Source organism: Aestuariirhabdus haliotis (assembly GCF_023509475.1).
In the GTDB taxonomy this organism is placed as follows: Bacteria; Pseudomonadota; Gammaproteobacteria; order Pseudomonadales; family Aestuariirhabdaceae; genus Aestuariirhabdus; species Aestuariirhabdus haliotis.
The window spans coordinates 17,694-41,326 of the sequence record NZ_JAKSDZ010000020.1 but is presented as its reverse complement, the minus strand read 5'-3'; the positions used below and the strand labels follow the sequence as shown (position 1 = coordinate 41,326).

The 23,633-nt window shown below is 51.6% G+C and carries 21 protein-coding genes; 20 read left to right on the top strand and 1 reads right to left on the bottom strand.

Annotated elements, in window-relative coordinates:
• Positions 1 to 16 precede the first annotated feature (16 nt).
• The 7 genes from bamA (at position 17) to rnhB (ending at position 7,193) form a co-directional block, all read left to right on the top strand.
• A complete protein-coding gene (gene bamA / locus MIB40_RS12300) occupies positions 17 to 2,338 on the top strand; it encodes an outer membrane protein assembly factor BamA (RefSeq protein ID WP_249694614.1) in 2,322 nt (773 codons plus the stop codon).
• A gap of 27 nt (positions 2,339 to 2,365) precedes the next feature.
• Positions 2,366 to 2,872 carry an OmpH family outer membrane protein gene (locus MIB40_RS12295; protein WP_249694612.1) on the top strand — a complete coding sequence of 169 codons (507 nt, stop codon included), beginning with the start codon at positions 2,366 to 2,368 and terminating at the stop codon, positions 2,870 to 2,872.
• 151 nt (positions 2,873 to 3,023) lie between these two features.
• A complete protein-coding gene (gene lpxD / locus MIB40_RS12290) occupies positions 3,024 to 4,052 on the top strand; it encodes a UDP-3-O-(3-hydroxymyristoyl)glucosamine N-acyltransferase (protein WP_249694610.1) in 1,029 nt (342 codons plus the stop codon).
• Between the two features lie 62 nt (positions 4,053 to 4,114).
• The gene (gene fabZ / locus MIB40_RS12285) at positions 4,115 to 4,552 is read left to right on the top strand and encodes a 3-hydroxyacyl-ACP dehydratase FabZ (protein WP_249694608.1); all 438 of its coding nucleotides are present in this window, start codon (positions 4,115 to 4,117) and stop codon (positions 4,550 to 4,552) included.
• Between the two features lie 2 nt (positions 4,553 to 4,554).
• Positions 4,555 to 5,361 (top strand): acyl-ACP--UDP-N-acetylglucosamine O-acyltransferase, encoded by an 807-nt coding sequence (gene lpxA / locus MIB40_RS12280; RefSeq protein ID WP_249694607.1) that lies wholly within the window; start codon positions 4,555 to 4,557, stop codon positions 5,359 to 5,361.
• 57 nt (positions 5,362 to 5,418) lie between these two features.
• Positions 5,419 to 6,588 (top strand): lipid-A-disaccharide synthase, encoded by a 1,170-nt coding sequence (lpxB, locus tag MIB40_RS12275; RefSeq protein WP_249694605.1) that lies wholly within the window; start codon positions 5,419 to 5,421, stop codon positions 6,586 to 6,588.
• 2 nt (positions 6,589 to 6,590) lie between these two features.
• On the top strand, positions 6,591 to 7,193 hold the full coding sequence (rnhB, locus tag MIB40_RS12270; protein ID WP_249694603.1) for a ribonuclease HII: 603 nt from the start codon (positions 6,591 to 6,593) through the stop codon (positions 7,191 to 7,193).
• Positions 7,194 to 7,262: 69 nt separating this feature from the next.
• On the opposite strand, the gene MIB40_RS12265 is transcribed toward rnhB, so the two are convergent.
• Entirely contained in the window at positions 7,263 to 8,156 is an 894-nt protein-coding gene (locus tag MIB40_RS12265; RefSeq protein ID WP_249694601.1) for a substrate-binding periplasmic protein, read from the bottom strand.
• Between the two features lie 116 nt (positions 8,157 to 8,272).
• Between MIB40_RS12265 and dnaE the strand changes: the two genes are divergently transcribed.
• The 13 genes from dnaE to MIB40_RS12200 all read left to right on the top strand — a co-directional run bounded on the left by dnaE (position 8,273) and on the right by MIB40_RS12200 (position 23,456).
• Positions 8,273 to 11,776, top strand: coding sequence for a DNA polymerase III subunit alpha (gene dnaE, locus MIB40_RS12260; protein ID WP_249694599.1), 3,504 nt, complete (start codon positions 8,273 to 8,275; stop codon positions 11,774 to 11,776).
• 194 nt (positions 11,777 to 11,970) lie between these two features.
• Complete coding sequence (gene accA, locus MIB40_RS12255) at positions 11,971 to 12,921, top strand: acetyl-CoA carboxylase carboxyl transferase subunit alpha (protein ID WP_249694597.1); 951 nt, start codon at positions 11,971 to 11,973, stop codon at positions 12,919 to 12,921.
• A 145-nt stretch (positions 12,922 to 13,066) separates the two neighbouring features.
• Positions 13,067 to 14,446 carry a tRNA lysidine(34) synthetase TilS gene (tilS, locus tag MIB40_RS12250; RefSeq protein ID WP_249694595.1) on the top strand — a complete coding sequence of 460 codons (1,380 nt, stop codon included), beginning with the start codon at positions 13,067 to 13,069 and terminating at the stop codon, positions 14,444 to 14,446.
• Positions 14,447 to 14,553: 107 nt separating this feature from the next.
• Positions 14,554 to 16,188, top strand: coding sequence for a CTP synthase (locus MIB40_RS12245; RefSeq protein ID WP_249694593.1), 1,635 nt, complete (start codon positions 14,554 to 14,556; stop codon positions 16,186 to 16,188).
• Complete coding sequence (gene kdsA, locus MIB40_RS12240) at positions 16,185 to 17,042, top strand: 3-deoxy-8-phosphooctulonate synthase (RefSeq protein WP_249694591.1); 858 nt, start codon at positions 16,185 to 16,187, stop codon at positions 17,040 to 17,042. Before MIB40_RS12245 ends, kdsA begins: the two co-directional genes overlap by 4 nt.
• Positions 17,043 to 17,075: 33 nt before the next feature.
• Complete coding sequence (eno, locus tag MIB40_RS12235; RefSeq protein WP_249694589.1) at positions 17,076 to 18,365, top strand: phosphopyruvate hydratase; 1,290 nt, start codon at positions 17,076 to 17,078, stop codon at positions 18,363 to 18,365.
• A 135-nt stretch (positions 18,366 to 18,500) separates the two neighbouring features.
• Positions 18,501 to 18,797 (top strand): cell division protein FtsB, encoded by a 297-nt coding sequence (ftsB, locus tag MIB40_RS12230; protein WP_454892284.1) that lies wholly within the window; start codon positions 18,501 to 18,503, stop codon positions 18,795 to 18,797.
• A 27-nt stretch (positions 18,798 to 18,824) separates the two neighbouring features.
• Positions 18,825 to 19,556 carry a 2-C-methyl-D-erythritol 4-phosphate cytidylyltransferase gene (gene ispD, locus MIB40_RS12225; RefSeq protein ID WP_249694587.1) on the top strand — a complete coding sequence of 244 codons (732 nt, stop codon included), beginning with the start codon at positions 18,825 to 18,827 and terminating at the stop codon, positions 19,554 to 19,556.
• 11 nt (positions 19,557 to 19,567) lie between these two features.
• Positions 19,568 to 20,044 (top strand): 2-C-methyl-D-erythritol 2,4-cyclodiphosphate synthase, encoded by a 477-nt coding sequence (gene ispF / locus MIB40_RS12220; protein ID WP_249694585.1) that lies wholly within the window; start codon positions 19,568 to 19,570, stop codon positions 20,042 to 20,044.
• Positions 20,041 to 21,084 (top strand): tRNA pseudouridine(13) synthase TruD, encoded by a 1,044-nt coding sequence (gene truD / locus MIB40_RS12215; protein WP_249694583.1) that lies wholly within the window; start codon positions 20,041 to 20,043, stop codon positions 21,082 to 21,084. The genes ispF and truD overlap by 4 nt, the downstream gene beginning before the upstream one ends.
• A gap of 3 nt (positions 21,085 to 21,087) precedes the next feature.
• Entirely contained in the window at positions 21,088 to 21,837 is a 750-nt protein-coding gene (surE, locus tag MIB40_RS12210) for a 5'/3'-nucleotidase SurE (protein WP_249694581.1), read from the top strand.
• Positions 21,834 to 22,499, top strand: coding sequence for a protein-L-isoaspartate(D-aspartate) O-methyltransferase (locus MIB40_RS12205; protein WP_249694579.1), 666 nt, complete (start codon positions 21,834 to 21,836; stop codon positions 22,497 to 22,499). Before surE ends, MIB40_RS12205 begins: the two co-directional genes overlap by 4 nt.
• A 21-nt stretch (positions 22,500 to 22,520) precedes the next feature.
• Positions 22,521 to 23,456 carry a DUF368 domain-containing protein gene (locus MIB40_RS12200; RefSeq protein ID WP_249694570.1) on the top strand — a complete coding sequence of 312 codons (936 nt, stop codon included), beginning with the start codon at positions 22,521 to 22,523 and terminating at the stop codon, positions 23,454 to 23,456.
• Positions 23,457 to 23,633 lie beyond the last annotated feature (177 nt).

Genomic DNA, 23,633 nt, shown 5'->3' with positions numbered 1-23,633 from the left:
GGATAAAACGGATTTCATGAAACGAAATTTGCTGACGCTGTTGTTGGCCACCCTGTGTTACTCATTAGCCAGTGTGGCTCAAGCCTTTGTGGTTTCCGATATCAGAATCAACGGATTACAAAGAATTTCTGCTGGTAATGCCTTTACCGCGCTGCCCATCAATGTGGGCGATGAGGTTGACTCTAAAAAGGTAGTGGCTGCCACGCGCCAACTTTTCCGTACGGGGTATTTTCAGGACATCCGTATGGATCGTGATGGGGATGTTTTGGTCATCACCGTCGTAGAAAGGCCTTCCATTAGCGAAATTGAGATTGTCGGAAACAAAGCCATCGAAACCGAAGCTTTATTGGACGGATTAAGTCAATCGGGTTTGGCCGAGGGAGAGATCTTCCAGCAAGCTACCTTGGAAGGCATTCAAATGGAGTTACAGCGCCAATACGTGGCGCAAGGCCGTTATGATGCGAAAATTAACGCTAATGTTACTCCTCAGCCCCGTAATCGTGTTTCCATTTCGATTGATGTTAATGAAGGTTCGGTAGCGGCTATCAGTCATGTGAATGTAGTTGGTAATACAGTCTTTGAGCAGGATGATTTGCTGGACCTGTTCGAGCTTAAGGAAACTAACTGGCTCTCGTTTTATAGCAGTGATGATAAATACTCTCGTGAAAAACTGTCCGGTGATTTGGAACGCCTGCGTTCCTACTACCTGGATCGTGGTTATCTTAACTTCAATATTAGCTCCACCCAGGTATCGATTGCTCCGGACAAGCAGCGTGTATTCATCACTGTCAATATTGATGAAGGTGAGCTGTATAAAGTGGCCGAGGTTAAACTGGCCGGCGATCTGATCGTCCCTGAAGAGCAAATGCGTATCCTTTTGCTGGTTAAAGAAGGGCAAACCTTTTCCAATAAGGTGATCACCTCCACGGAGGAGCTGATCTCTCGACGCCTGGGTAATGAAGGGTACACCTTTGCTAACGTGCAAGGCATTCCTCAGCCTAATGAAGAAGACAATACCGTTGATGTTACCTTCTTCGTGGATCCCGGAAAGCGTGCTTACGTCAGGCGTATCAGCTTTATTGGTAACACGAAAACCCAGGATGAAGTGCTACGACGTGAAATGCGTCAGATGGAAGGCGCCTGGGCTTCAACGTTTAATATCGAACAATCGAAAACGCGCCTTGACCGACTGGGCTTCTTTAAAGAGGTCAATGTTGAGACTCCCTCGGTTCCCGGCACAACCGACCAAATCGACGTTGAGTACTCGGTAGAAGAGCAAGCCTCGGGTAGTGTATCGGCCAGTGTGGGTTTTTCGACCGGTAGCGGCATCATCCTGGGCGCGAACGTTCAGCAGAATAACTTTCTGGGGTCGGGTAATCAGGTCAATATTGGCCTTAATACCAGTGAGTTCCAAACTGTATACAGTTTCGGTTACCTGAACCCTTATTATACGGTGGATGGCGTGAGTCGCGGTTTCAATGTGTATTTCCGCGAAACCGATTACGATAGTACCGACATTTCCAACTATTCTGCGGATTCCTTTGGTGGCTCCGTACGCTTTGGTTATCCCATTAACGAAATTACTCGTTTGGGCTTCAATTTTGGCCCGGAATCCCTTGAGATAAAGCCGGGCAGTAGCCCTGCATTTGTGGTTCGGGATTTTCTGGATAAGGAAGGTGATAATTACCTGAACTGGAAGGCGGGTATCTCCTGGACACGTTCCACGCTTAATAGTGGTGTTTTACCAACGCGAGGTAACTCTAACTCGCTCTCGGCACTGGTGGCTATCCCTGGCAGTGACGTAAACTATTATAAGCTAAACTACAGTGGCCAGATCTTCTTCCCGATGACCCGCTCACTGACTCTTAATCTGAAGGCGAATCTGGGTTATGCCGATGCCTATGGCGATACCGATATTATGCCCTTCTTCGAAAATTACTATGCCGGTGGTTTCGGCTCGGTCAGGGGTTTTGCGGATAACTCATTGGGCCCGCAGGCGCTTGATAGTGATGGTGATACCGATTCTATCGGTGGTAATATCCTTGTTGAGACAACAGCACAGGTCTTATTCCCCTTACCCTTCATAAAGGATCAGCGGTCACTGCGCACCGTGGTCTTTATTGATGCGGGTAATGTGTTTGATGATGACTGTGAACGTAGTACCGTCATTAAAAATTGCAGCAACGTCAGTTTTTCAGATCTTCGAGCTTCGGCGGGTGTAGGTCTGACCTGGATAACCGCAATGGGGCCGCTTAGCTTTACCCTGGCGACGCCACTGAAAGACGAATCTGATGATGACACGGAAGTATTTCAGTTTGCTCTTGGGCAGAGCTTCTAAAAAGACTTTAAACGAGCAGGAGAAAGTATGAACAAGTTTATGCAGCTGGTAATTCTGGCCTTGGGTTTTTTAGCGGTATCGGGTGTCCAGGCGGAAACCAAAATAGCTGTCGTTAATTACCAAATGGCGATGATGGAGTCTGACGCGGCGAAAGCCTATGCCAAGAAAGCCGAAGAGCGTTTCGGAGGCCAGATTAACGAGTTAAAAAAGCTGGAAGAAGAGGGTAAACGCCTGCGAGAAAAGTTTCAGCGTGACAGTGCTGCTATGAGCGAAAGTGAAAAAGAAGCGTTGCAAATGGAATTACAAAGTAAGGCACAGGATTTTGAATACAAGTCCAAGCAGTTACAGAGTCAAAAAAACCAGGCCGACCGGGCTGAAATCGATGCTCTGCGTCCCAAGTTAGAGAAGGCCATTAAGGCCGTCGTCGCGGAAGGGGGATATGACCTGGTTTTGGAACGTAGCAGTCTGGTGTTTGCTAGCCCTGCTATCGATATTACCCCTAAGGTAATTCAGCAGCTGAATAAAGGCAGTTAATTCGCCGGCGGGTTAGTCTGTTCTAGAGAAAAATGTATATCAGGGGGGGGGCTTCGGTCCCCCTTTGTCTTATTCGGTTATGAAGGTCAGCATTAAAGCTTCGGAAAATGGGTATAATGCGCTGCAGTTGCAGTGCCTAGCGGAGAAAAGCATGAGTCATAAAAGTAGCTACGATCTGGCTGAATTGGCCCTAAAAGTTGATGCCAGAGTTCAGGGTGATCAGCATTATAGGGTCGATAGCATGGCTAATTTGCAAACGGCTACGAGCAATCAGCTGAGTTTTCTTGCCAATCCCTCTTATGCTCATCACCTCGAGACTACCCAGGCGGGTGCTGTATTGTTGACAGAAAAAGCGGCTGAACAATATCAGGGGAATGCTCTGGTGTTGACGAATCCCTATCTTGGCTACGCTATCCTTTCTCATCTGTTCGATCCGTGCCCTATTCCGTCGTCGGGGGTTGATCAGAGCGCTGTTGTTCACCCGTTAGCGCAAGTTGACGCAACAGCTTGTATAGGTCCGAATGTGGTTGTGGCCGAGGGTGCTCGTATTGGTGCGGGTGTGCGGTTGGATGCCGGTACTGTGATCGGTGCCGATACAGTTGTGGGTGATAATACTCATTTGTTCCCAAATGTCACGGTGTATCACGGTATCAGCATCGGCAAGGGGTGTATAATCCAAAGCGGTGCGGTGATTGGTGGTGATGGTTTTGGTAATGCTCCGGGGCCGAATGGCTGGCATAAAATTGCCCAGATAGGTGGCGTTATTATTGGTGACAATGTTGAGGTTGGCGCCAATACCACGATTGACCGTGGAGCGCTCGATAATACTGAAATTCGTGATGGAGCCAAATTGGATAACCTGATCCAGATCGCGCATAACGTTATTATCGGTGAAGGTACAGCAATAGCCTCTTGTGTCGGAATTTCTGGTAGTACAACCATCGGTAAGCGCTGTATCATTGCTGGCCAAGCCGGTTTTGCGGGCCACCTCACCATTGCTGATGATGTTCAGATCATGGGGCAGGGCACTGTAACCAAATCGATTAGTGATCCGGGTGTTTATTCTTCTGGAGCAGGGTCAGTGATGCCTGCTCGTGAGTGGCGTAAACATGCGGTTCGGTTTAGACAGTTGGATGACTTGGCCAAGCGCTTAAAGAAGCTTGAGGCTGGCCGATCATAATTTTAGCCGTTACGACTTAATGGCTGGAATCAACGTATTTTAGTGGGTATTACAAAGTGACAATGACTATTGAGCAGATAAAGGAATACCTTCCTCAGCGTTACCCCTTTTTGTTGGTTGACAGGGTTGTTGATATTGACCTGGAAGCCAATACCATCGCTTGCTATAAAAATGTGAGCGTCAATGAAGAATTTTTTAACGGGCATTTCCCCGGTCATCCCATTATGCCCGGCGTTCTGATTATTGAAGCAATGGCCCAGGCAGCCGGAATTCTTGGTTTTAGTATGGGTGGAAAAACCAAGGAAGACACCAGTGTGTATTATTTTGCTGGAGCCGATAAAGTTCGATTTAAACAACCTGTAGTACCCGGGGATCGCCTTGATCTACGGGCCCAATTTATCACTCAGCGTCGTGATATATGGAAGTTTTCTTGCCAGGGTTTGGTGAATGATAAAGTTGTAAGCTCCGCTGAAATCATTTGTGCAAAAAAGGAACTCTGATCTTGAGCCAGACCAGCCCTGGAATTCATCCCTCTGCCAAAATACATGAGTCTGCCATTGTCGACTCCAGTGCGATTATTGGTGCCAATGTTGAGATTGGACCCTGGACCCTGGTGGGCCCTGAGGTTGAAATTGGTGAAGGTTCGGTACTTCACTCTCATGTGGTGGTGAAGGGGCCGACAACCCTGGGGCGTAACAACGAAATTTTTCAATTTGCCTCGATTGGGGAAGATTGCCAGGATAAAAAATACTCTGGTGAACCTACCAGGCTGGTCGTTGGTGATAACAATGTTTTTCGTGAGTCCTGCACAATTCACCGCGGTACGGTTCAGGATGAATCCTTAACTCTCATTGGCAGTGACAATTTGTTTATGGCCTATACGCATGTTGGTCATGACTGCGTTATTGGAAATGGTTGCATTTTGGCTAACTATGCTGGCATTGCTGGCCATGTCCATATTGGGGATGGTGCAATTCTCTCGGCCATGAGTGGGGTGCATCAGTTCTGTCGAGTGGGTTCCTATAGCATGTGTGCGGCGGGTGCGATAGTGCTAAAAGACGTCCCTGCATTTGTCATGGTTTCCGGGCATCCTGCGAAAGCCAACGGTATGAATTTTGAGGGTATGAAGCGCCGGGGATACAGCAAACCTTTGATGCAAAGCTTGAGAAAGGCCTATAAAAAGACCTACCGTGAAGGGTTAACGCTGGACGTGGCGCTTGGTGAGCTGCAGGCTATTGAGTCCCCTGAGCCAGAATTACAGCTCTTTATCGACTCGCTCAAGACCTCCACTCGAGGCATTGTACGATAATTTTCCATCCGTTCGGTTTGCTCCGGACGCTTAATGTTGGTTTTTGTGAGCGCTCTTATGACCTCTTCCTCGCCAGCCATAAAGGTTTCTGAGCGCCCCATCAGGATAGGAATCGTTGCCGGAGAAGCCTCTGGCGATATTCTCGGTTCGGGCTTGATTAGATCTATTCTCGCCCGCTACCCAAATGCGATTTTTGACGGTATAGCTGGCCCATTGATGATTGCCGAAGGTGCCCATTCCATGGTGCCGATGGAACGCTTGTCCGTCATGGGATTGATCGAGGTGTTGGGTCGAATCCGCGAACTGTTGGGCATTCGTAAGCGCTTGGTTCGTAATATGCTCGATAATCCTCCAGACCTGTTTATCGGTATCGATGCGCCTGATTTTACCTTGCCCGTTGAGCTAAAACTCAAGCAGGCAGGTATACCGACAGCGCATTATGTCAGCCCGTCAGTGTGGGCTTGGCGGCAAAAAAGAATTTTCAAAATAGCGCGTTCGGTTGATCATATGCTCTGCCTGTTGCCTTTCGAAGCCGATTTTTATCGGCAACATCGAGTTCCAGTCAGTTTTGTCGGGCATCCCTTGGCGGACAGTATTCCACATGATATCGATGTTGAGGATGCGCGCTCTGAGCTGGGCCTTAAGGTACTGCCTGGGCAGAAGCTATTGGCAGTCCTGCCGGGCAGCCGAGAGGGCGAAGTGGGAATGCTAGCTCCATTATTTTTGGAAGTGGCCAAACGCTGCTCGCTGGCTGGCGGTTTTCGTTTTGTCATTCCCTGCGTTAACGAAGCCCGATATCGACAATTGGAAACCCTGTGCAGCGAGCTGGCGCCTGAACTCGATATCACTCTGGTGCTGGGAAAGTCTCGCGAAGCGATGGCGGCAGCCGATAGTATTTTGATTGCGTCTGGCACGGCGACACTGGAAGCGACGCTGCTAAAAAAACCCATGGTAGTGGCGTACAGAGTATCGCCAATGACCTACCGCATTGCCTCGCGCCTGGTCAAAATTCCCTTTGTTTCGCTGCCTAATTTGTTGGCTGGCAAAGAACTGGTGCCAGAACTGATACAGGATGACGCCACGCCTGAAAAGCTGACCGACGCGGTGTTGGCTAGTTTTCATCGGACCGAGGAACTGTTACCAGAGTATCAAAAGATTCATCAGTTGTTGGCTCGAGATGCCAGCAATTGCGCCGCGGAAGCCGTATTGGCTTTAGTTGCGGAGTAGGTATGCAGTTTTCTTTGTTTGAAAGCAGTTCTGACGCGCAGCGCCTGGTCGCCGGTGTCGATGAAGTCGGACGGGGTCCGCTTTGTGGTGATGTTGTGACCGCAGCAGTGATCCTGGATCCGGCTCAACCCATTGAGGGGTTGAATGATTCCAAGAAGTTGACAGAGAAACGCCGGGAGGCGCTGTTTGAGATTATCCAGCAGCGCGCCCTTTGCTGGTGTGTGGCTCGGGCCTCGGTCGAGGAAATTGACCGGTTGAATATTCTCCAGGCGACTATGCTTGCTATGCAAAGGGCGGTGGCGGGTCTGCAAGTACAACCCGATCTGGCACTCATAGATGGTAATCGTTGCCCCTCGCTTCCTTGCAAAGCCGAGGCGGTAATTCAGGGTGATGGTCGAGTGGCTGAGATTTCAGCTGCTTCGATTTTGGCTAAAGTGGTTCGTGATCGGGAAATGATTGAGCTCGACCTTGAGTATCCCGGTTATGGTATAGCGAAGCATAAAGGTTACCCGACCAAGGCGCATCTGGAAGCATTGCAAAAGCTGGGAGTGACCCCGAGCCATCGTCGTTCGTTTGGGCCTGTGCGTCGTTTACTGGAAGTCTAATACCAAACATTTGGCTTCTTGATTCTTCCCGCACACATATTTCGCTTGCTGATAGCGCTCTACAGCCTGTTAAGACTCATTTTTGGTGGTCGCTAACCCGTTAACCTGTTCTTGCCATTTATGTCGGTATTTCAGGGTGATTCTATCTATGGTTTCTGGGTCCATATGATTGTTCAGAAAAGTCGCAATATGTTCTTTTATCTCGGTTGTGTTGCAGGGGGATCGCTTGGCCATGGTGATATGGAGCGCCTCGGAATTAACATGAGGATACAGGTGGCGAACTTTGGCGGTGATTCCCATAGCATCGCTGTAGGCCAGGCCCGGTTGCAGTTCGTACACCAGATAGTCGGATCGTCCTGCCAGCAGTGTATTAAACGCCAGGGTGACTGACCGAACGGTATGAATGTTAAGCTCCTGCTTGGCGTAAGTATCAAACTCCTGCCCGAAACTGTTATTAATCAGGGTCACTCCCCGCAGGGGCTTGAGTTGATCCCAATGGGTGAGAGAACCACGGGTGTGATCTTGCGCGCGACTACCTTCTCGGACAAATACAACACTGGGAATCTGCATGAGCGCTGGCTCAATATAGTCCAGATAACTGGTGCGTTGGATGGTAAAAAAAGCACCGGCTAGTCCGTCAATTTCACCTTTTTGTGCTTTCTTTTGGGCCCTTGACCAGGGCCCTACATATTGAGCATTCAAATTAATATTAATAGGGGATAGCGCCATCTCCAGAACCTCGACAACGACGCCGGTCAGTTTGTCCGGATTGTCAGGGTCACGCCAGAGAATAGGTGGGTATTCAGAATTGCCACTGAATGTCAGGGAGTTACAGGATCTTTCTGCGGCCAACAGGCTCTGGCTATAGGAGCCTAAGAAGGCCAGTATCAAGCTGGCCAGGGGGATTGGCCCAAAAAACAGATTGCGATGCATCATAGCTGGTATTGGCGAGCTGCCCTCCATCAAACACAGCTTCCTGCCAGTGCACGTTAGATTCAACGAGACTCTATTCTAGCGGTTAACCAATGCCTTGGGTACTGCTAAGATGGCCCATTACTTTAGCTGGTAGTTCTGCTCTTATGTCTTCACAGTTTGTTCACCTCCGGTTGCATACGGAATACTCCCTTGTGGATGGCCTGGTTCGGCTTAAACCCTTGATCGCTGCTGTCTCCGGGATGGGTATGCCCGCCGTTGCCATGACGGATCAATCCAACCTGTTCGCGTTGGTGAAGTTTTATGGCGGTGCAATGGGCGCAGGGCTGAAACCGATCTGCGGTGCCGACATGTGGGTGGAGAACCTTGATCCGGCTTTGCCACCGACTCGACTTCTACTGCTGATTACCAATGCGGATGGATATCGCAATCTTACCGAGTTGATTTCCCGCGGCTACCAGCATGGCCAGAAGCAGGGTATTGCTGTGGTTCAGCGCGACTGGGTCAAACAAGCGTCAGAGGGCTTGATTGCTTTGTGTGGTGCTCGTCAGGGTGAAGTAGGTCAAGCTCTGATGTCGGGACATATTGATGATGCCGAACAGCTATTGGCTGAATGGCGCGCCGTGTTTGGTGATCGCTTTTATTTGGAAGTACAGCGTACCTCTCGTGCCGGTGATGAAGAGCATTTGCATCAGGCGGTGGCGTTGGCGGAGCGCGCCGGCTGTCCGGTGGTCGCAACCAATGATGTTATGTTTCTCGATAAAGATGACTACGAGGCCCACGAAACCCGTGTCTGTGTGGGTGAAGGCCGGGCGTTAGACGACCCAAGGCGCCCACGGCTGTACAGTGAAGAACAGTATTTAAAAACGCCTGCCGAGATGTCCGAGCTGTTTGCCGATCTCCCGGAAGCTTTGGAAAACAGTGTCGAAATCGCCAGGCGTTGCACCATTGAAGTGCAGTTGGGTACCTATTTCCTGCCTGACTATCCTGTCCCGGAAGGGATGACGATGGATGACTATTTCCGTCAGGCCAGTTCGGAAGGGCTGGAAATGCGCTTGAAACCGGTGCTGGAAGGGCTGGATGAGCAGCAGTGCGCCGAGCAACGCAAGCTCTATTATGATCGGCTCAAGTTCGAACTCGATATCATTATTCAGATGGGCTTTCCCGGATACTTCCTGATTGTTATGGACTTCATTCGCTGGTCCAAGGCCAATGGTATCCCGGTGGGTCCTGGGCGTGGTTCGGGTGCAGGTTCGCTGGTGGCTTATGCGCTGGAGATTACCGATCTGGATCCAATTCCCTACGATCTTCTGTTCGAGCGGTTCCTGAACCCTGAGCGGGTTTCGATGCCCGATTTCGACGTTGATTTCTGTATGGACGGTCGGGATCGGGTGATCGATTATGTGGCCGAAACCTATGGCCGTGAAGCCGTCTCCCAGATCATTACCTTTGGTACCATGGCAGCCAAAGCGGTGGTGCGTGATGTGGCTCGAGTCCAGGGTAAGTCCTATGGTCTGGCTGACAAACTGTCCAAGATGATTCCTTTCGAAGTCGGCATGACGCTGAAAAAAGCCATAGAGCAAGAGGCTGCCCTAAAGGAATTCGTCGAGCTAGACGAGCAGGCCGGGGAGATCTGGGAGATGGCCCTCAAGCTCGAGGGTATCACCCGAAATGTCGGTAAGCACGCGGGCGGGGTAGTTATTGCTCCATCCAAATTGACCGATTTTGCGCCGCTCTATTGTGATGAGCAGGGCCAGAGTCTGGTGACCCAGTATGACAAGAACGATGTAGAATCAGCTGGTCTGGTGAAGTTTGACTTCCTGGGGCTAAGGACTCTGACCATCGTTAACTGGGCCCTGGATACGGTCAATAAGGTACGGGCTCAAAGCGATGAGCCCCCGCTGGATATTATGCAGATTGATCTTGAGGACAAGGCGTCCTTCGATCTCCTCAAGCGGGCCGAAACTACTGCGGTATTCCAGCTTGAATCAAGGGGCATGAAGGACCTGATCAAGCGCCTGCAGCCCAGTAATTTTGAAGATATCATCGCCCTGGTGGCACTGTTCCGTCCCGGGCCGCTCGGCTCGGGCATGGTAGATGACTTTATCAACCGAAAACACGGCCGGGAAAAGCTATCCTATCCTCACTCGGACTATCAACATGACGATTTGATACCTGTACTGGAGCCCACCTATGGCATCATTCTGTATCAGGAACAGGTCATGCAGATTGCCCAGGTGCTGGCCGGTTTCACCCTGGGTGGAGCCGATCTGTTGCGGCGAGCCATGGGTAAGAAAAAGCCCGAGGAGATGGCCAAGCAGCGTGTGCTCTTTATGGATGGAGCCAAGGGGCGCGGTATTGATGAAGACCTGTCCGGTCCGATCTTTGACCTGATGGAAAAGTTTGCCGGCTACGGATTCAACAAGTCTCACTCGGCGGCCTATGCCCTGGTGTCTTTCCAAACGCTCTGGCTGAAAACCCATTATCCCGCTCCGTTTATGGCAGCCGTGCTCACGGCTGATATGCAAAACACCGATAAAATCGTGACCCTGATCGAAGAGTGTCGTGAAATGAAGCTGGTGATTGTGCCTCCGGATGTGAGCGGCAGTGAATATCGGTTTACCGTCAATGAGCGCAATGAAATCGTTTATGGTCTGGGTGCGATCAAAGGTGTTGGTGAAGGGCCTATCGAGGCGATTCAGTTGGCTCGCCAACGGGGCGGCGCGTTTATCGATTTGTTCGATTTCTGCAAGCGGGTGGACGTCAAGAAGATCAATAAGCGGGTTCTGGAAGCACTGGTCCGAGCCGGTGCTCTCGATAAACTAGCGCCTGCCGGCGAGCTGACGTTGGGGCAGCGCAGGGCCATTTTGCTGGCGGCGATGGAAGATGCTATCAAGGCTGCAGGTCAGTCGGCCAAAAGTATCGATAGTGGCCATACCGACCTCTTCGGTGAATTGGTTGCGGTCGGTGAAAGTAGTGCCTACGAGCAGTTTATGAACGCCAGGGAGTTGACTGATAAAGAGCGCCTCAAGGGTGAAAAAGACACTCTGGGTATCTACCTGACCGGTCATCCCATTGATGAATATGAGAAAGAGTTACGACATTTTGTCCGTAACCGTATCAATGATCTCAAGCCTGCACGGGAGAGTCAGAACCTGTCGGGGTTAATTGTTGCATCGCGCGTGATGAAGAATAAGCGTGGCGACAAAATGGCCTTTATTACCCTGGATGATCGCAGTGGTCGTATGGAAGTATCGATCTTTGCCGATTGTTACGAGCAATACCAGCATCTGATCACCAAAGATACTCTGGTATTTGTCGAAGGCGAGGTCAGTTTTGATGATTATTCCGGAGGCTTAAAGGTTCGCGCCAAACGTCTAATGAGTCTTGTTGAAGCCCGTCAGCAGTACGCCCGATTCCTGAATTTGGCCATGACGGCCGAGCAATGTCACGGTAGCTTTGCGGATTCGCTGGCACAACTGCTGGGCGAACATTCGGGAGGAACACTGGTTCAGCTCGACTATTTACGCGACGATGCCAGGGCCACACTCCGTCTGGGAGAAGAGTGGCGAGTAGAGCCCAGTGATGAGTTGATTCAGGAGTTGAAGGATCGTTATGGCAAAGAGCAGGTGAGCTTGAGTTATAACTGAGCCGAGTAGTAATCCCTGACAGGAAAAGGGGGATAATCGATAGCTCATAAGGCGCCCTTTTTGATTACCCGGATGGCATGATCGCTTACTTTTTGTAACTCGACTCCATCCGGTGAATCACGTAAGGTGAGCGGCTAATCCAGTGAACCTTTTAACTCAGTTGCATAAATAAATGCGATGGTAAACGGAACGCCATGAACCCCAACTATCTTGATTTCGAACAACCGATCGCTGACCTTGAAGCCAAAATTGAGGAGCTTCGCCTGGTCGGAAGTGACAATGAACTGAACATCAATGAAGAGATTCAGCGCTTACAGGATAAAAGCAGTTCTCTGACCGAATCGATTTTTAAGGATTTGAGCTCCTGGCAAATTGCCCAGCTGGCCCGTCATCCCCAGCGCCCCTATACCCAAGATTATATCGACCTGATGTTCACCGATTTCGATGAGCTTCATGGCGATCGCCATTTTGCCGACGATAAAGCCATTATTGGTGGTATGGCGAGATTGGAAGGACGGCCCGTGATGGTAATTGGTCATCAGAAAGGGCGGGATGTGCCAGAGAAAGTACGCCGCAATTTCGGTATGCCAAGGCCCGAAGGGTACCGTAAGGCGTGCCGGCTGATGGAGATGGCAGAACGTTTCAATATGCCCATTTTGACCTTTATTGACACCCCGGGTGCCTACCCGGGAATCGATGCCGAAGAGCGTGGACAAAGTGAAGCGATCGCTTTCAATCTGGCGGTTATGTCACGCCTGAAAGTGCCTGTGATCTCTACCGTGGTAGGAGAGGGCGGATCGGGAGGTGCCCTGGCCATTGGTGTCTGCGATCATTTGATGATGTTGCAGTATTCCACCTATTCGGTGATCTCACCTGAAGGCTGTGCTTCGATTCTTTGGCGCAGTGCTGAGAAGGCGCCCGACGCCGCTGAAGCTATGGGTATTACGGCCGGTCGGCTGCATGAGTTGGGACTGGTTGATCAGGTTATTTCGGAGCCCCTGGGTGGTGCGCATCGCAGTAGAGAGCAGATGGCGAACGATCTCAAGCAGGCCCTGCTGACTCAGCTGGATACGCTGTCTGATTTCTCCTCCGAAGAGTTGCTCGAGCGTCGTTACCAACGTTTGCTATCCTACGGCATCGATTAAAACCGACCCGTCGATTTACTCATAAATGCCCGGTCAAGCAGTGCTTGGTCGGGCATTTGTTGTATCCAACTTTAGATTATCAACGGTCACTGCCCCAGAGTGCCTTCTGGTATGCTGTCGATTCATTTTCTAGATGCCTTTGCCGATGTCGATCTCATTGTTACAACCCGATCACCTGAAGTCTGTGCTTGAGCCTTTGCGCTCTCGAAGAATGGTGGTTGCTTTCAGTGGTGGCATGGACTCTGCGGTATTGCTTGACCTGATGGTGCGGCTTCGCCGTGAAGGCTATATCGGTGTCCTGCATGCTCTGCATATCGACCATCAACTCAGCCCCAGTTCCGGTCAGTGGGAATTGCATTGCCGGGCGCTGTGTGAGCGTTTGGAGGTACCCTATGAGTCTTTTCGGGTTTCGATTGGCGCGGCTGAGACCAACATTGAAGAGCTCGCACGTCAGGCCCGATACGATGTTATGGAACGCCTCTGCAAGGCTGGCGACTGCTTTTTGTTCGCCCATCACCAGAGAGATCAGGCGGAAACCTTACTGTATCGTCTTATTCGAGGCTCGGGCTCCAGGGGGATGGGAGCGATGCCAAGACAGCGCCCTTTGGGGGGCGGGCAGCTTCTGCGCCCCTTGCTTGACGTCAGCCATGACCAGCTGAGTCAGTACGCTGAATCCCGTGGTCTGGATTGGGTCGAAGATGATAATAACCAGTTACTCCGATTCGATCGCAACTTCTTTCGCCACCAGGTGTTGCCTCTATTGAAGGGGCGCTGGCCAGAAATCAGTGCCCGGTTGGCCAGGCAAGCAGGTCGTCTGGCCGAAGACAGCGCCCTGTTGGATGAGCTGGCGGCTATCGATTTGGCGCAATGTTATGTTGCCAAGGGGGAGGAATCTCCCTGGCTGGCTGGCCACCCGCTATTGTGTTGGTCGACAGTTGCAGCTTTATCGGCCAGACGACAACGAAATCTGTTGAGGTTTTGGTTGCGACAGGCAGGTGTTGCGGTGCCGGGAGAGGCCGTTTGTGAGCAGTTGCGGCTGCTAGCTAACAGTCGCGAGGATGCGAATCCCTCCGTGCAGTGGCAAGAGTGGGAGGTGCGCCGCTATCGGGGTCAGCTGGTGCTGCGAAAACGCCTTGAAATGCCCAAGGCAACCCAGTGTTTTGCATTGGAGGGGCAGCAGTCTTTTGCGCTCGAGGGTAATGGTGTCTTGAAGGCAGTAATTGATTCATCGGGTGGATCTCGTTTGCAGGCCGATATAGGGTCCTTGCAGTTAAAATATCGGGCTGACTTGGAGCCCTCTCTTCGTATTCGCCTGTGCGGTCGAGAAGGCAGTAAATCTTATAAAAAACTGATGCAGGAACGAGGGATTCCACCCTGGCTGAGGGATCGTTGGCCTCTTTTAGTGAGGGGTAAGGAGCTGGTAGCTATCCCTTCTATTGGTGTCTTGCAGGGGTTTTCGGCACCTCCGGATGCGGAAGGCCTGAATCTTACCTGGCAACCACCAAAGTGGGATGCGACGGATTGAGCTGGCAGACACCTTCTGGTATCCTGCAACCCCATCTCGAGATGACTTGACGTCTCCCTTCGCTGTCGCGGCGCCTTGCCGCCAACTTGCTATTCAACGGGTCTTACATGACGCACTATATATTCGTCACCGGTGGTGTTGTTTCTTCATTGGGGAAAGGCATTGCCGCTGCATCCCTTGCTGCTATCCTTGAAGCTCGTGGTCTTAAGGTCACCATGCTAAAGCTCGATCCCTATATCAATGTCGATCCGGGAACCATGAGCCCTTTCCAGCACGGAGAGGTGTTTGTGACCGAAGATGGGGCCGAAACAGATCTCGACCTGGGTCACTATGAGCGCTTTATTCGTACTACCATGCGTCAGGGGAATAATTTCACCACAGGGCGGGTATACGAGCACGTGTTGCGTAAGGAGCGTCGCGGTGATTATCTCGGCGGCACCGTACAGGTCATTCCCCATATTACCGATGAGATTAAACGCCGGGTAATCGAAGGTGCAGGTGACGCTGATGTCGCTCTGGTCGAGATCGGCGGTACTGTGGGTGATATTGAATCCCAACCCTTCCTGGAAGCGGTGCGTCAGCTTAAAGTTGAGCTGGGTTACAACCGCGCTATGTTGATGCACCTGACGTTGGTGCCCTATATCGCCACCGCGGGTGAGACCAAAACCAAACCGACCCAACACTCGGTGAAGGAGCTGCGCTCTATCGGTCTACAGCCCGATATTTTGGTGTGTCGCAGCGACCACCATATTGACCGTTCGTCACGCCGTAAAATTTCCCTCTTTACCAACGTGGAAGAACAGGCCGTTATCTCGTTGGAAGATGCCGATACCATCTATCGAATTCCCTCCATGTTGCACGCGCAGGGTGTTGATTCTCTGGTAGCCAAACGTTTCCATCTGGAATGTGATGAAGCGGACCTGAGTGAGTGGGATGCGGTTATTGATGCCGAGAAGAACCCTGAGCACGAAGTGACAGTCGCCATGGTGGGTAAGTACATGGAGCTGCTGGATGCTTACAAGTCGTTGATTGAGGCAATGAAGCACGCCGGTCTGAAAACTCGCACTAAAATTAAGTTGAAATACATCGACTCCGAAAAGATTGAGCAGGAAGGTATCGATTTACTCGAAGGGGCGGACGCTATTCTGGTCCCCGGAGGTTTCGGGCATCGTGGTGTGGAAGGCAAGATTATGGCCGCCCGCTATGCTCGGGAAAACAAGGTGCCCTATCTGGGAATCTGTTTGGGTATGCAGGTCGCTGTTATTGAATACGCTCGTCATATGGCCGGGCTGGAAGGGGCCAACAGTACCGAGTTTGGCCAGGATATCGAACATCCTGTGATCGGTCTGATTACCGAGTGGACCACCGCCGAAGGCGATGTTGAGCAACGGGCCAATGATTCTGACCTTGGCGGCACCATGCGCCTGGGTAGCCAGCAGTGTAATCTGACCTCCGGTTCCCGCTCCCACGAGGCTTACGGGGATAATGTGATTGCCGAACGCCATCGTCACCGTTTTGAAGTGAACAACAATTACGTTAAGCAGCTGGAAGAGTCTGGGCTGATGATTGCCGGTCGTTCGGCCGACAATTCGCTGGTTGAAATCGTCGAAGTGCCGGATCATCCCTGGTATGTTGCCTGTCAGTTCCATCCGGAATTCACCTCGACACCTCGTGATGGGCACCCTCTGTTCAGTGGTTTTGTCAGTGCGGCCCTGAGCCGTCAAGAGGAGACCCGGGTATGAGTCAGTCCGTTACCCAAAAAGTGATCCCTGTTGGGGATATTAAGATTGCCAATGATTTGCCCTTCGTGCTGCTGGGCGGCATGAATGTCCTGGAATCTCGCGATCTGGCCATGCAGGTGGCCGAGGCCTATGTAGAGGTTACCAACAAACTGGGTATTCCTTACGTTTTCAAGGCGTCCTTTGACAAGGCGAATCGTTCCTCAATCAATTCATTTCGCGGACCTGGGCTCGACGAGGGGCTTAAAATCCTTCAGGAAGTGAAGCAGCAGTTTTCCGTGCCAGTGATTACTGATGTGCATGAGCCGGAACAATGTCAACCTGCGGCAGAAGTCGCTGACATTATTCAGTTGCCCGCGTTTCTGTCTCGTCAGACCGACCTGGTTATGGCAATGGCAAAAACCAATGCGATCATTAATATCAAAAAAGCCCAGTTTCTGTCGCCTCGTGAAATGCAACACATCCTCACAAAGTGTGAAGAGGCCGGTAACGATCAATTAATGCTGTGCGAGCGTGGTACCAGCTTCGGTTATAACAACCTGGTGGTAGACATGTTGGGTTTCGGTTTGATGAAAGCCTTTGGCTATCCGGTGGTCTTTGATGTCACCCACTCCTTGCAAATGCCGGGTGGACGAAGTGATAGTGCCGGCGGCCGCCGTGCCCAGGTGGCCGATCTTGGCCGGGCAGGAATGAGTCAGGGCATCGCGGGGCTTTTCCTGGAAGCCCATCCGGATCCTCAGCAAGCCAAGTGTGATGGTCCTTGCGCACTGCGCCTGGATCAACTGGAACCCTTTCTGAAGCAAATGAAAGCGATCGACGAGGTCACCAAAGGCCTGGACCCGATCAGCAACGATTAACGAACAACCTATTTTTACTGGAGAGATCAACAGATGGTAGAGATTGTCGACATCAAAGCGCGGGAAGTTCTCGATTCACGCGGTAACCCAACAGTTGAAGCGGATGTGATTCTGGCTTCGGGCACTATTGGGCGAGCCTGTGCCCCTTCCGGGGCTTCAACCGGTTCACGCGAAGCGCTGGAACTGCGTGATGGCGATAAGTCTCGCTACCTTGGGAAAGGTGTTCGCAAAGCCGTTGAAGGCATTAATACCCGTATTCGTGAGCGTTTGCTGGGTATGGATACCAGTGCCCAGCGTGATCTCGACAACGCGATGATCGAACTCGATGGTACGGACAATAAAGAAGTCCTGGGTGCAAACGCGATTCTGGCGGTCTCCCTTGCCGCGGCCAAGGCGGCCGCACAAGAAAAGAACATCCCGTTGTATCAGCATATCGCCGATTTGAATGGCACCTCTGGCCAGTACAGCATGCCGGTGCCGATGATGAATATTATCAACGGTGGTGAGCATGCCGACAACAATGTTGATATTCAGGAATTTATGATCCAGCCGGTCAAGGTTGATAGCTTTGCCGAGGCTCTGCGCGTTGGCGCGGAAATTTTTCACAGCCTGAAAAAAGTGCTTCAGCAGCGTGGCCTGAATACCGCCGTTGGTGATGAGGGCGGTTTTGCGCCTAACCTGCCATCTAATGAAGCCGCACTAGAGGTGATCGCTGAGGCGGTTTCCAGTGCCGGCTACCAGCTGGGAGAGGATGTGACCCTGGCTCTGGATTGCGCATCTTCCGAGTTCTATAAAAACGGTAAGTACGATCTGGCGGGAGAAGGCAAAGTCTTTGATGCCGAAGGCTTTTCAGATTATCTGGCTGGACTCGCCGAGCGCTACCCCATTATCTCAATCGAAGATGGTATGGATGAGTCAGACTGGGATGGATGGAAAGTGTTGACCGACCAGATTGGCAGCAAAGTACAACTGGTTGGTGATGATCTGTTTGTGACCAATACACGTATTTTGAAGGACGGCATCGAAAAAGGTGTGGGCAACTCGATTCTGATCAAGTTCAACCAGATCGGCTCCTTGTCCGAAACCCTGGATGCCATCGCAATGGCCAAGCAGGCAGGTTACACGGCCGTTATCTCTCACCGTAGTGGTGAGACCGAAGATGCTACTATTGCCGATCTGGCGGTAGGCACCGCTGCGGGACAAATCAAAACCGGTTCCCTGTGCCGATCCGATCGTGTTGCCAAGTACAACCAGTTGCTTCGTATCGAAGAGCAGCTTGACGGTATGGCGCCGTATCGTGGTCTGGCGGAGTTTAAAGCCTGATCCAACGGTTGATACGACAAAAAAGGGATCGGTAAGATCCCTTTTTTGTGCCCGCATCAGTACCCTCGGGCCTTAGGTGAATGGTATGCTCATCGTTTGTGTTGATCGGTAGAGGGGTTCTGCCGGAATAATTCTGTGGTCGATTTTGTGAGATTACCCTTCAAGGCATTGATAGTCCTGCTTGCCGTAATGCTTTTGGCGTTACAGTATCGCCTGTGGTTTGGTGAAAGCAGCCTCAGTCAGTTAAGAGAGGTCAATGCGCAAATAGACCAGCAGCGGTCGGAAAATCAACGCCTCGAGCAGCGTAATCGAGTGTTGGAGGCGGAAGTGGTTGAACTGCAACAGGGAGTCGATACCCTGGAAGAACGTGCACGAAGCGATTTGGGAATGATCAAAGAGGGTGAGCAGTTCTATCTGACCCCGACCGAATAACAGGCCCTATGCTGCGCGATGACGACTATGACAAATACCCCCTCAGCTGATGAACAATCTTCCCGATGCTATGCCATCGTACCGGCCGCTGGCATTGGTAAACGTATGGGAGCCGATCGCCCCAAGCAATACCTTGAACTCGATGGTAAGACTGTCATTGAGCATACGCTGGATCGTTTACGGAATTTCTCCCCAATTGAGCAAGTGGTTGTGGTCCTGGCGCCCGGGGACCCCTACCAGGCCGCTATCCCTGGCTTGCAAGAGCCGGACGTTATCCGCTGTGATGGCGGAGAAGAACGTTGCCACTCGGTATTTAATGGATTGCAGCGTTTGCATAAACACGCCAGAGATAGGGATTGGATATTGGTGCATGATGTGGCCAGACCCTGCATCCGAAGGCAGGATTTACAGCGACTCTGGGATTGTCTGCAATCACATGAGGTTGGTGGCCTGTTGGGAGTGCCGGTGCGCGATACTATGAAGCGTACCAATGTTTCGGGAGATATCGTCGCTACCGTCGATCGGGAGCAACTGTGGCATGCCTATACCCCGCAGATGTTTCGATACGGACTATTGCGCCAGGCATTGGCCTACGTTCTTGAGCGCGATGAATTGGTTACCGATGAAGCGGCTGCGATAGAAGCTTTTGGTTACCATCCACGGATGATCGAAGGCGCATCAGACAACATCAAAATTACCCGGCCCGAAGACCTGACGTTGGCAGAGTTTTATCTTGCGCGGCAACAAGTCGCGCAATAGTAGGAGAGCACATGAGAATCGGACATGGCTTTGATGTCCACCGTTTCGGTGAGGGTGATCATTTGATCATTGGTGGTGTACGTATGGATCATCATTCGGGAATGGTGGCTCATTCGGATGGTGACGTGCTGATCCATGCGCTGTGCGATGCATTACTGGGCGCGGCTGCCCTGGGTGATATTGGCCAGCATTTCCCCGACACCGATGCCCGCTATGCCGGTGCAGACAGTCGAGAGCTGCTACGCCATGTGGTGAGTTTGATCGCCTCTGAGGGTTTCCTGTTGGCAAATGCCGATATGACCATCATCGCACAGTCGCCCAAAATGGCACCCCACATTGTTGCCATGCGTGAAAATATTGCTGCCGACCTAAGGGTGACTCTGGCCGAGGTGAATATCAAAGCCACGACCACTGAAAAGCTTGGCTACGCCGGACGGGAAGAGGGCATCGCAGCTCACGCCGTAGTGCTGATCAAGGCCGACTCATGACCGAAGCATCAAATGAGGAGCGGTTAAACTGGCCAAGAGCCTACGGTGGTGCAGCAGGTACTGCTCGGCTAAAAACTCGGGTAGAAGACTTTATCGTCGAGGAGCAATTGGGGTTTGAGCCAGAAGGTGAGGGTGAACATCTCTTCCTGCAAATCGAGAAACAGGGGCATAACACCGAATGGTTAGCACGCCAGCTGGCCAAATGGTGCGAGGTGCCCCCCCGCGACGTGTCATTTTCTGGGCTCAAGGATCGCCAGGCTGTAACCACTCAGTGGTTTGGTATTCAACTGCCAGGGCGACCCGATCCTGACCTTTCCCAGTACGAAGATGAGAGTCTGCGAATTCTTCGCGCCCAACGCCATCCACGAAAACTCAGGCGCGGAGTGCACAAAGGTAATCGTTTCAAGCTTCGCCTGAGAGATTTCTCCGGTGATAAGGTGCTTTTGCAGCAGCGACTCCAACAGATTTCTGAACAGGGGTACCCTAATTACTTTGGCGATCAACGTTTTGGTATCGATGCTGGCAATCTGGATGAGGCCCTGAAGTTGTTTCGTGGGGAAATAAAAGTACGTAATCGCTCGCGTCGATCTATTTACCTGTCGGCAGCTCGCTCCTGGTTGTTTAATGACGTGCTGGCTCAGCGTATCGAACAACAGAGTTGGGATACTTATCAGCTGGGCGATGTACCTGGTTTCTTTGGTACAAATAGCATTGTGCGTGCGGATCGAATTGATCCTGATATTCTGTCAAAATTTGATCAGCGGGAGCTTTGTGCCACCGGACCACTTTGGGGTCGGGGAGACCTGTTAACTCAGGCCGAAGTGGCGGCAATAGAAACACGCTTGTCGATTGAGCAGCCGGAATTATGTTCCGGACTGGAAGCTGCTGGGATGAAGCAGGAGCGGAGGCGTTTGGTGTCTCTGGCGAGCGAGCTCGAATGGCATTTTGAAGATGACGACCTATTGCTCAGCTTTGTTCTGGAAAGTGGTAGCTATGCCACATCACTGTTAAGAGAATGCCTTGATACGGAGTCGTCCTGATCCATGCAGATTTTGTTATCCAATGACGATGGGGTGTTTGCCCCGGGGCTCGATGCACTGTATCAATGTGTCAGGCAATCCTTCGATTGCGTGGTCGTGGCCCCGGATCGTGATCGCAGTGGGGCCAGCAGTGCCTTGACGCTGGATCGGCCGCTGCGTTGTACCCGGCAAGACAATGGCTTTACCAGCTTGAACGGAACCCCGACCGATTGCGTCCATCTGGCGCTCAACGGCATGCTGGATTCGGTACCGGATATGGTGATATCGGGTATCAATCTGGGCGCCAATCTTGGTGATGATGTGTTGTATTCGGGAACAGTGGCTGCGGCATTAGAGGGTCGTTTTTTACCCCGCCCGGCGTTAGCGATTTCGCTTTGCTCACGGTCAACCACCCATTTGGAAACGGCGGTTGAGGTGGTCAAGCGGATGCTGGCAACAATTGACCAGCTATCGATGCCCGCTCGTAGTATTCTCAATGTTAATATTCCAGATTTGCCCCTTGAGGAGCTAAAAGGTGTTCAACTGACACGTCTGGGGCATCGGGCCAGGGCTGCGCGGCCGGTCAAGGTAACCGATCCCAGAGGCAATGAAGGGTATTGGATTTCGGTGGTAGGTAAGGGAGAAGATGCGGGAGAAGGCACAGACTTTCATGCGGTGCAGGCCGGATTTGTTTCGGTGACACCCTTACAGATCGATAAAACACATTATGATGCGTTCTCCAATGTAGAGAACTGGTTAGGGGAAGTAAGATGAGTGACGTGGACCTGCGAGGGATCGGTATGACCTCTCAGCGCACACGGGACCGGCTGATACAGCGGTTGCGCGATGAAGGTATTGAAAATGCAGCGGTATTGGATGTGATTAGGAATATCCCTCGCCATATTTTTGTTGATGAGGCCTTGTCCCATCGTGCCTACGAAGACACGGCGTTGCCTATTGGGCAGGGGCAAACGCTATCCCAGCCGTATATTGTGGCTCGGATGACCGAGCTGCTATTAGCCGAAGGTCCTCGCCATCGGGTGCTCGAAATCGGTACGGGATCCGGCTATCAAACCGCTGTCCTGGCCCAGATGGTCGATCAGGTTTTTAGTGTAGAACGTATAAGGCCGTTGCAAGATAAAGCCCGTCAACGATTGCGGACTCTCAAACTGCAAAATGTCCAGCTAAAGCACGCTGACGGTGGTATGGGGTGGCCGGAACAGGGCCCCTTTGATGGCATTCTGGTGACAGCCGCGCCTGAATCCATCCCGGCGGAACTGATCGAACAGCTGTCGATCGGCGGCCGTTTAGTGATTCCGGTAGGAGGCGGTGGCCAGCAACAGCTAAAGCTGATCCAGAAAACGGAAGAGGGTATTAGCAGTGAAACCATCGAAGCCGTTCGCTTTGTTCCCTTACTTGCCGGCGCGATTCGCTAGTTTCATAAGGATGTTAAATCGATGAACCAATGGCGGCAGCGCATTGCTCTTTTTGCCAAAGGCATGACCATGGGAGCGGCGGATGTGGTACCGGGGGTATCCGGTGGCACAATGGCCCTGATCACCGGCATCTATGACCGTCTTCTTGAAGCCCTGAGCCGGTTCGATTTGCGAGCGGTGGGTCTTTTGCGCAAGGCTCAGATCGGCCCATTATGGCGTTATATTGATGGTGGCTTTTTACTGACTCTGTTTTCCGGGGTATTGCTGAGCATACTTTCCCTTGCCCGAGTGATTACCTTCCTGTTACAGACCTATCCTGAGATGCTTTGGTCCTTTTTCTTTGGCTTGATTCTGGTGTCTGCCGTTTATGTCGCACGCAGCCTTGAACGTTGGAACCCTGCAGCGGCGATTGCCCTTCTGGCAGGTACTGCTTTGGCGTGGTTTATAACCGTTGCTCAGCCTTTGCAGTTGACACCTGACTTACCGACTCTATTCGTGGCCGGCGCCATAGCCGTCTGTGCGATGATTTTGCCGGGCATATCTGGCAGTTTTATTTTGCTCTTGTTGGGGTTGTATGCGCCGGTCTTAGCTGCGATCAAGGGTTTTGAGCTGAGTGTTCTGGCGACCGTGGCTGCAGGCTGTGTGGTCGGATTACTGTCTTTTTCGCGACTGCTAAATTGGTTGTTGCACCACTTTCACGGCGTCACCATGGCCTTTCTGTGTGGCTTGATGCTGGGGTCGCTTAACAAGGTTTGGCCCTGGAAGGAGACGCTCAGCTTTCGTCAAAACAGTGCCGGTGAGATGGTGCCGTTACTACAGAAAAATGTGTCTCCCTGGCATTTTGAGGCACAAATAGGGCCTGCTCACTTGGGGGAATCCTTAGCTTTAATGCTATTTGCCATCATTCTTGTGCTGATTCTTACGGGGGTCGCGGTTAAAACGTCGCAAACCGATTAGGCATTGGCACGATGGATGTTTGCATTAACGAACAAATACGAGCGTAAAAAGAGGCGAAGAGGAAAAAGCGAAAATTTTAGAATCACCGTCTTGACTCGTTGATTGGACGCTTTGACCCGGGGTTTAATGGTTTGTAAGTTAATAAAAGATAAGATTTTGATTGCCTCCAAAAATTAA

Bases quoted from the DNA above. Each gene is read 5' to 3' on its own strand.
- bamA (WP_249694614.1), top strand. From the start codon at position 17: ATGAAACGAAATTTGCTGACGCTGTTGTTGGCCACCCTGTGTTACTCA.
- surE (WP_249694581.1), top strand. From the start codon at position 21,088: ATGCAGATTTTGTTATCCAATGACGATGGGGTGTTTGCCCCGGGGCTC.
- lpxB (WP_249694605.1), top strand. From the start codon at position 5,419: ATGACCTCTTCCTCGCCAGCCATAAAGGTTTCTGAGCGCCCCATCAGG.
- MIB40_RS12265 (WP_249694601.1), bottom strand. From the start codon at position 8,156: ATGGAGGGCAGCTCGCCAATACCAGCTATGATGCATCGCAATCTGTTT.
- kdsA (WP_249694591.1), top strand. From the start codon at position 16,185: ATGAGTCAGTCCGTTACCCAAAAAGTGATCCCTGTTGGGGATATTAAG.
- fabZ (WP_249694608.1), top strand. From the start codon at position 4,115: ATGACTATTGAGCAGATAAAGGAATACCTTCCTCAGCGTTACCCCTTT.
- MIB40_RS12205 (WP_249694579.1), top strand. From the start codon at position 21,834: ATGAGTGACGTGGACCTGCGAGGGATCGGTATGACCTCTCAGCGCACA.
- MIB40_RS12245 (WP_249694593.1), top strand. From the start codon at position 14,554: ATGACGCACTATATATTCGTCACCGGTGGTGTTGTTTCTTCATTGGGG.
- accA (WP_249694597.1), top strand. From the start codon at position 11,971: ATGAACCCCAACTATCTTGATTTCGAACAACCGATCGCTGACCTTGAA.
- MIB40_RS12200 (WP_249694570.1), top strand. From the start codon at position 22,521: ATGAACCAATGGCGGCAGCGCATTGCTCTTTTTGCCAAAGGCATGACC.
- tilS (WP_249694595.1), top strand. From the start codon at position 13,067: ATGTCGATCTCATTGTTACAACCCGATCACCTGAAGTCTGTGCTTGAG.
- ispD (WP_249694587.1), top strand. From the start codon at position 18,825: ATGACAAATACCCCCTCAGCTGATGAACAATCTTCCCGATGCTATGCC.
- eno (WP_249694589.1), top strand. From the start codon at position 17,076: ATGGTAGAGATTGTCGACATCAAAGCGCGGGAAGTTCTCGATTCACGC.
- MIB40_RS12295 (WP_249694612.1), top strand. From the start codon at position 2,366: ATGAACAAGTTTATGCAGCTGGTAATTCTGGCCTTGGGTTTTTTAGCG.
- dnaE (WP_249694599.1), top strand. From the start codon at position 8,273: ATGTCTTCACAGTTTGTTCACCTCCGGTTGCATACGGAATACTCCCTT.
- lpxD (WP_249694610.1), top strand. From the start codon at position 3,024: ATGAGTCATAAAAGTAGCTACGATCTGGCTGAATTGGCCCTAAAAGTT.
- truD (WP_249694583.1), top strand. From the start codon at position 20,041: ATGACCGAAGCATCAAATGAGGAGCGGTTAAACTGGCCAAGAGCCTAC.
- rnhB (WP_249694603.1), top strand. From the start codon at position 6,591: ATGCAGTTTTCTTTGTTTGAAAGCAGTTCTGACGCGCAGCGCCTGGTC.
- ispF (WP_249694585.1), top strand. From the start codon at position 19,568: ATGAGAATCGGACATGGCTTTGATGTCCACCGTTTCGGTGAGGGTGAT.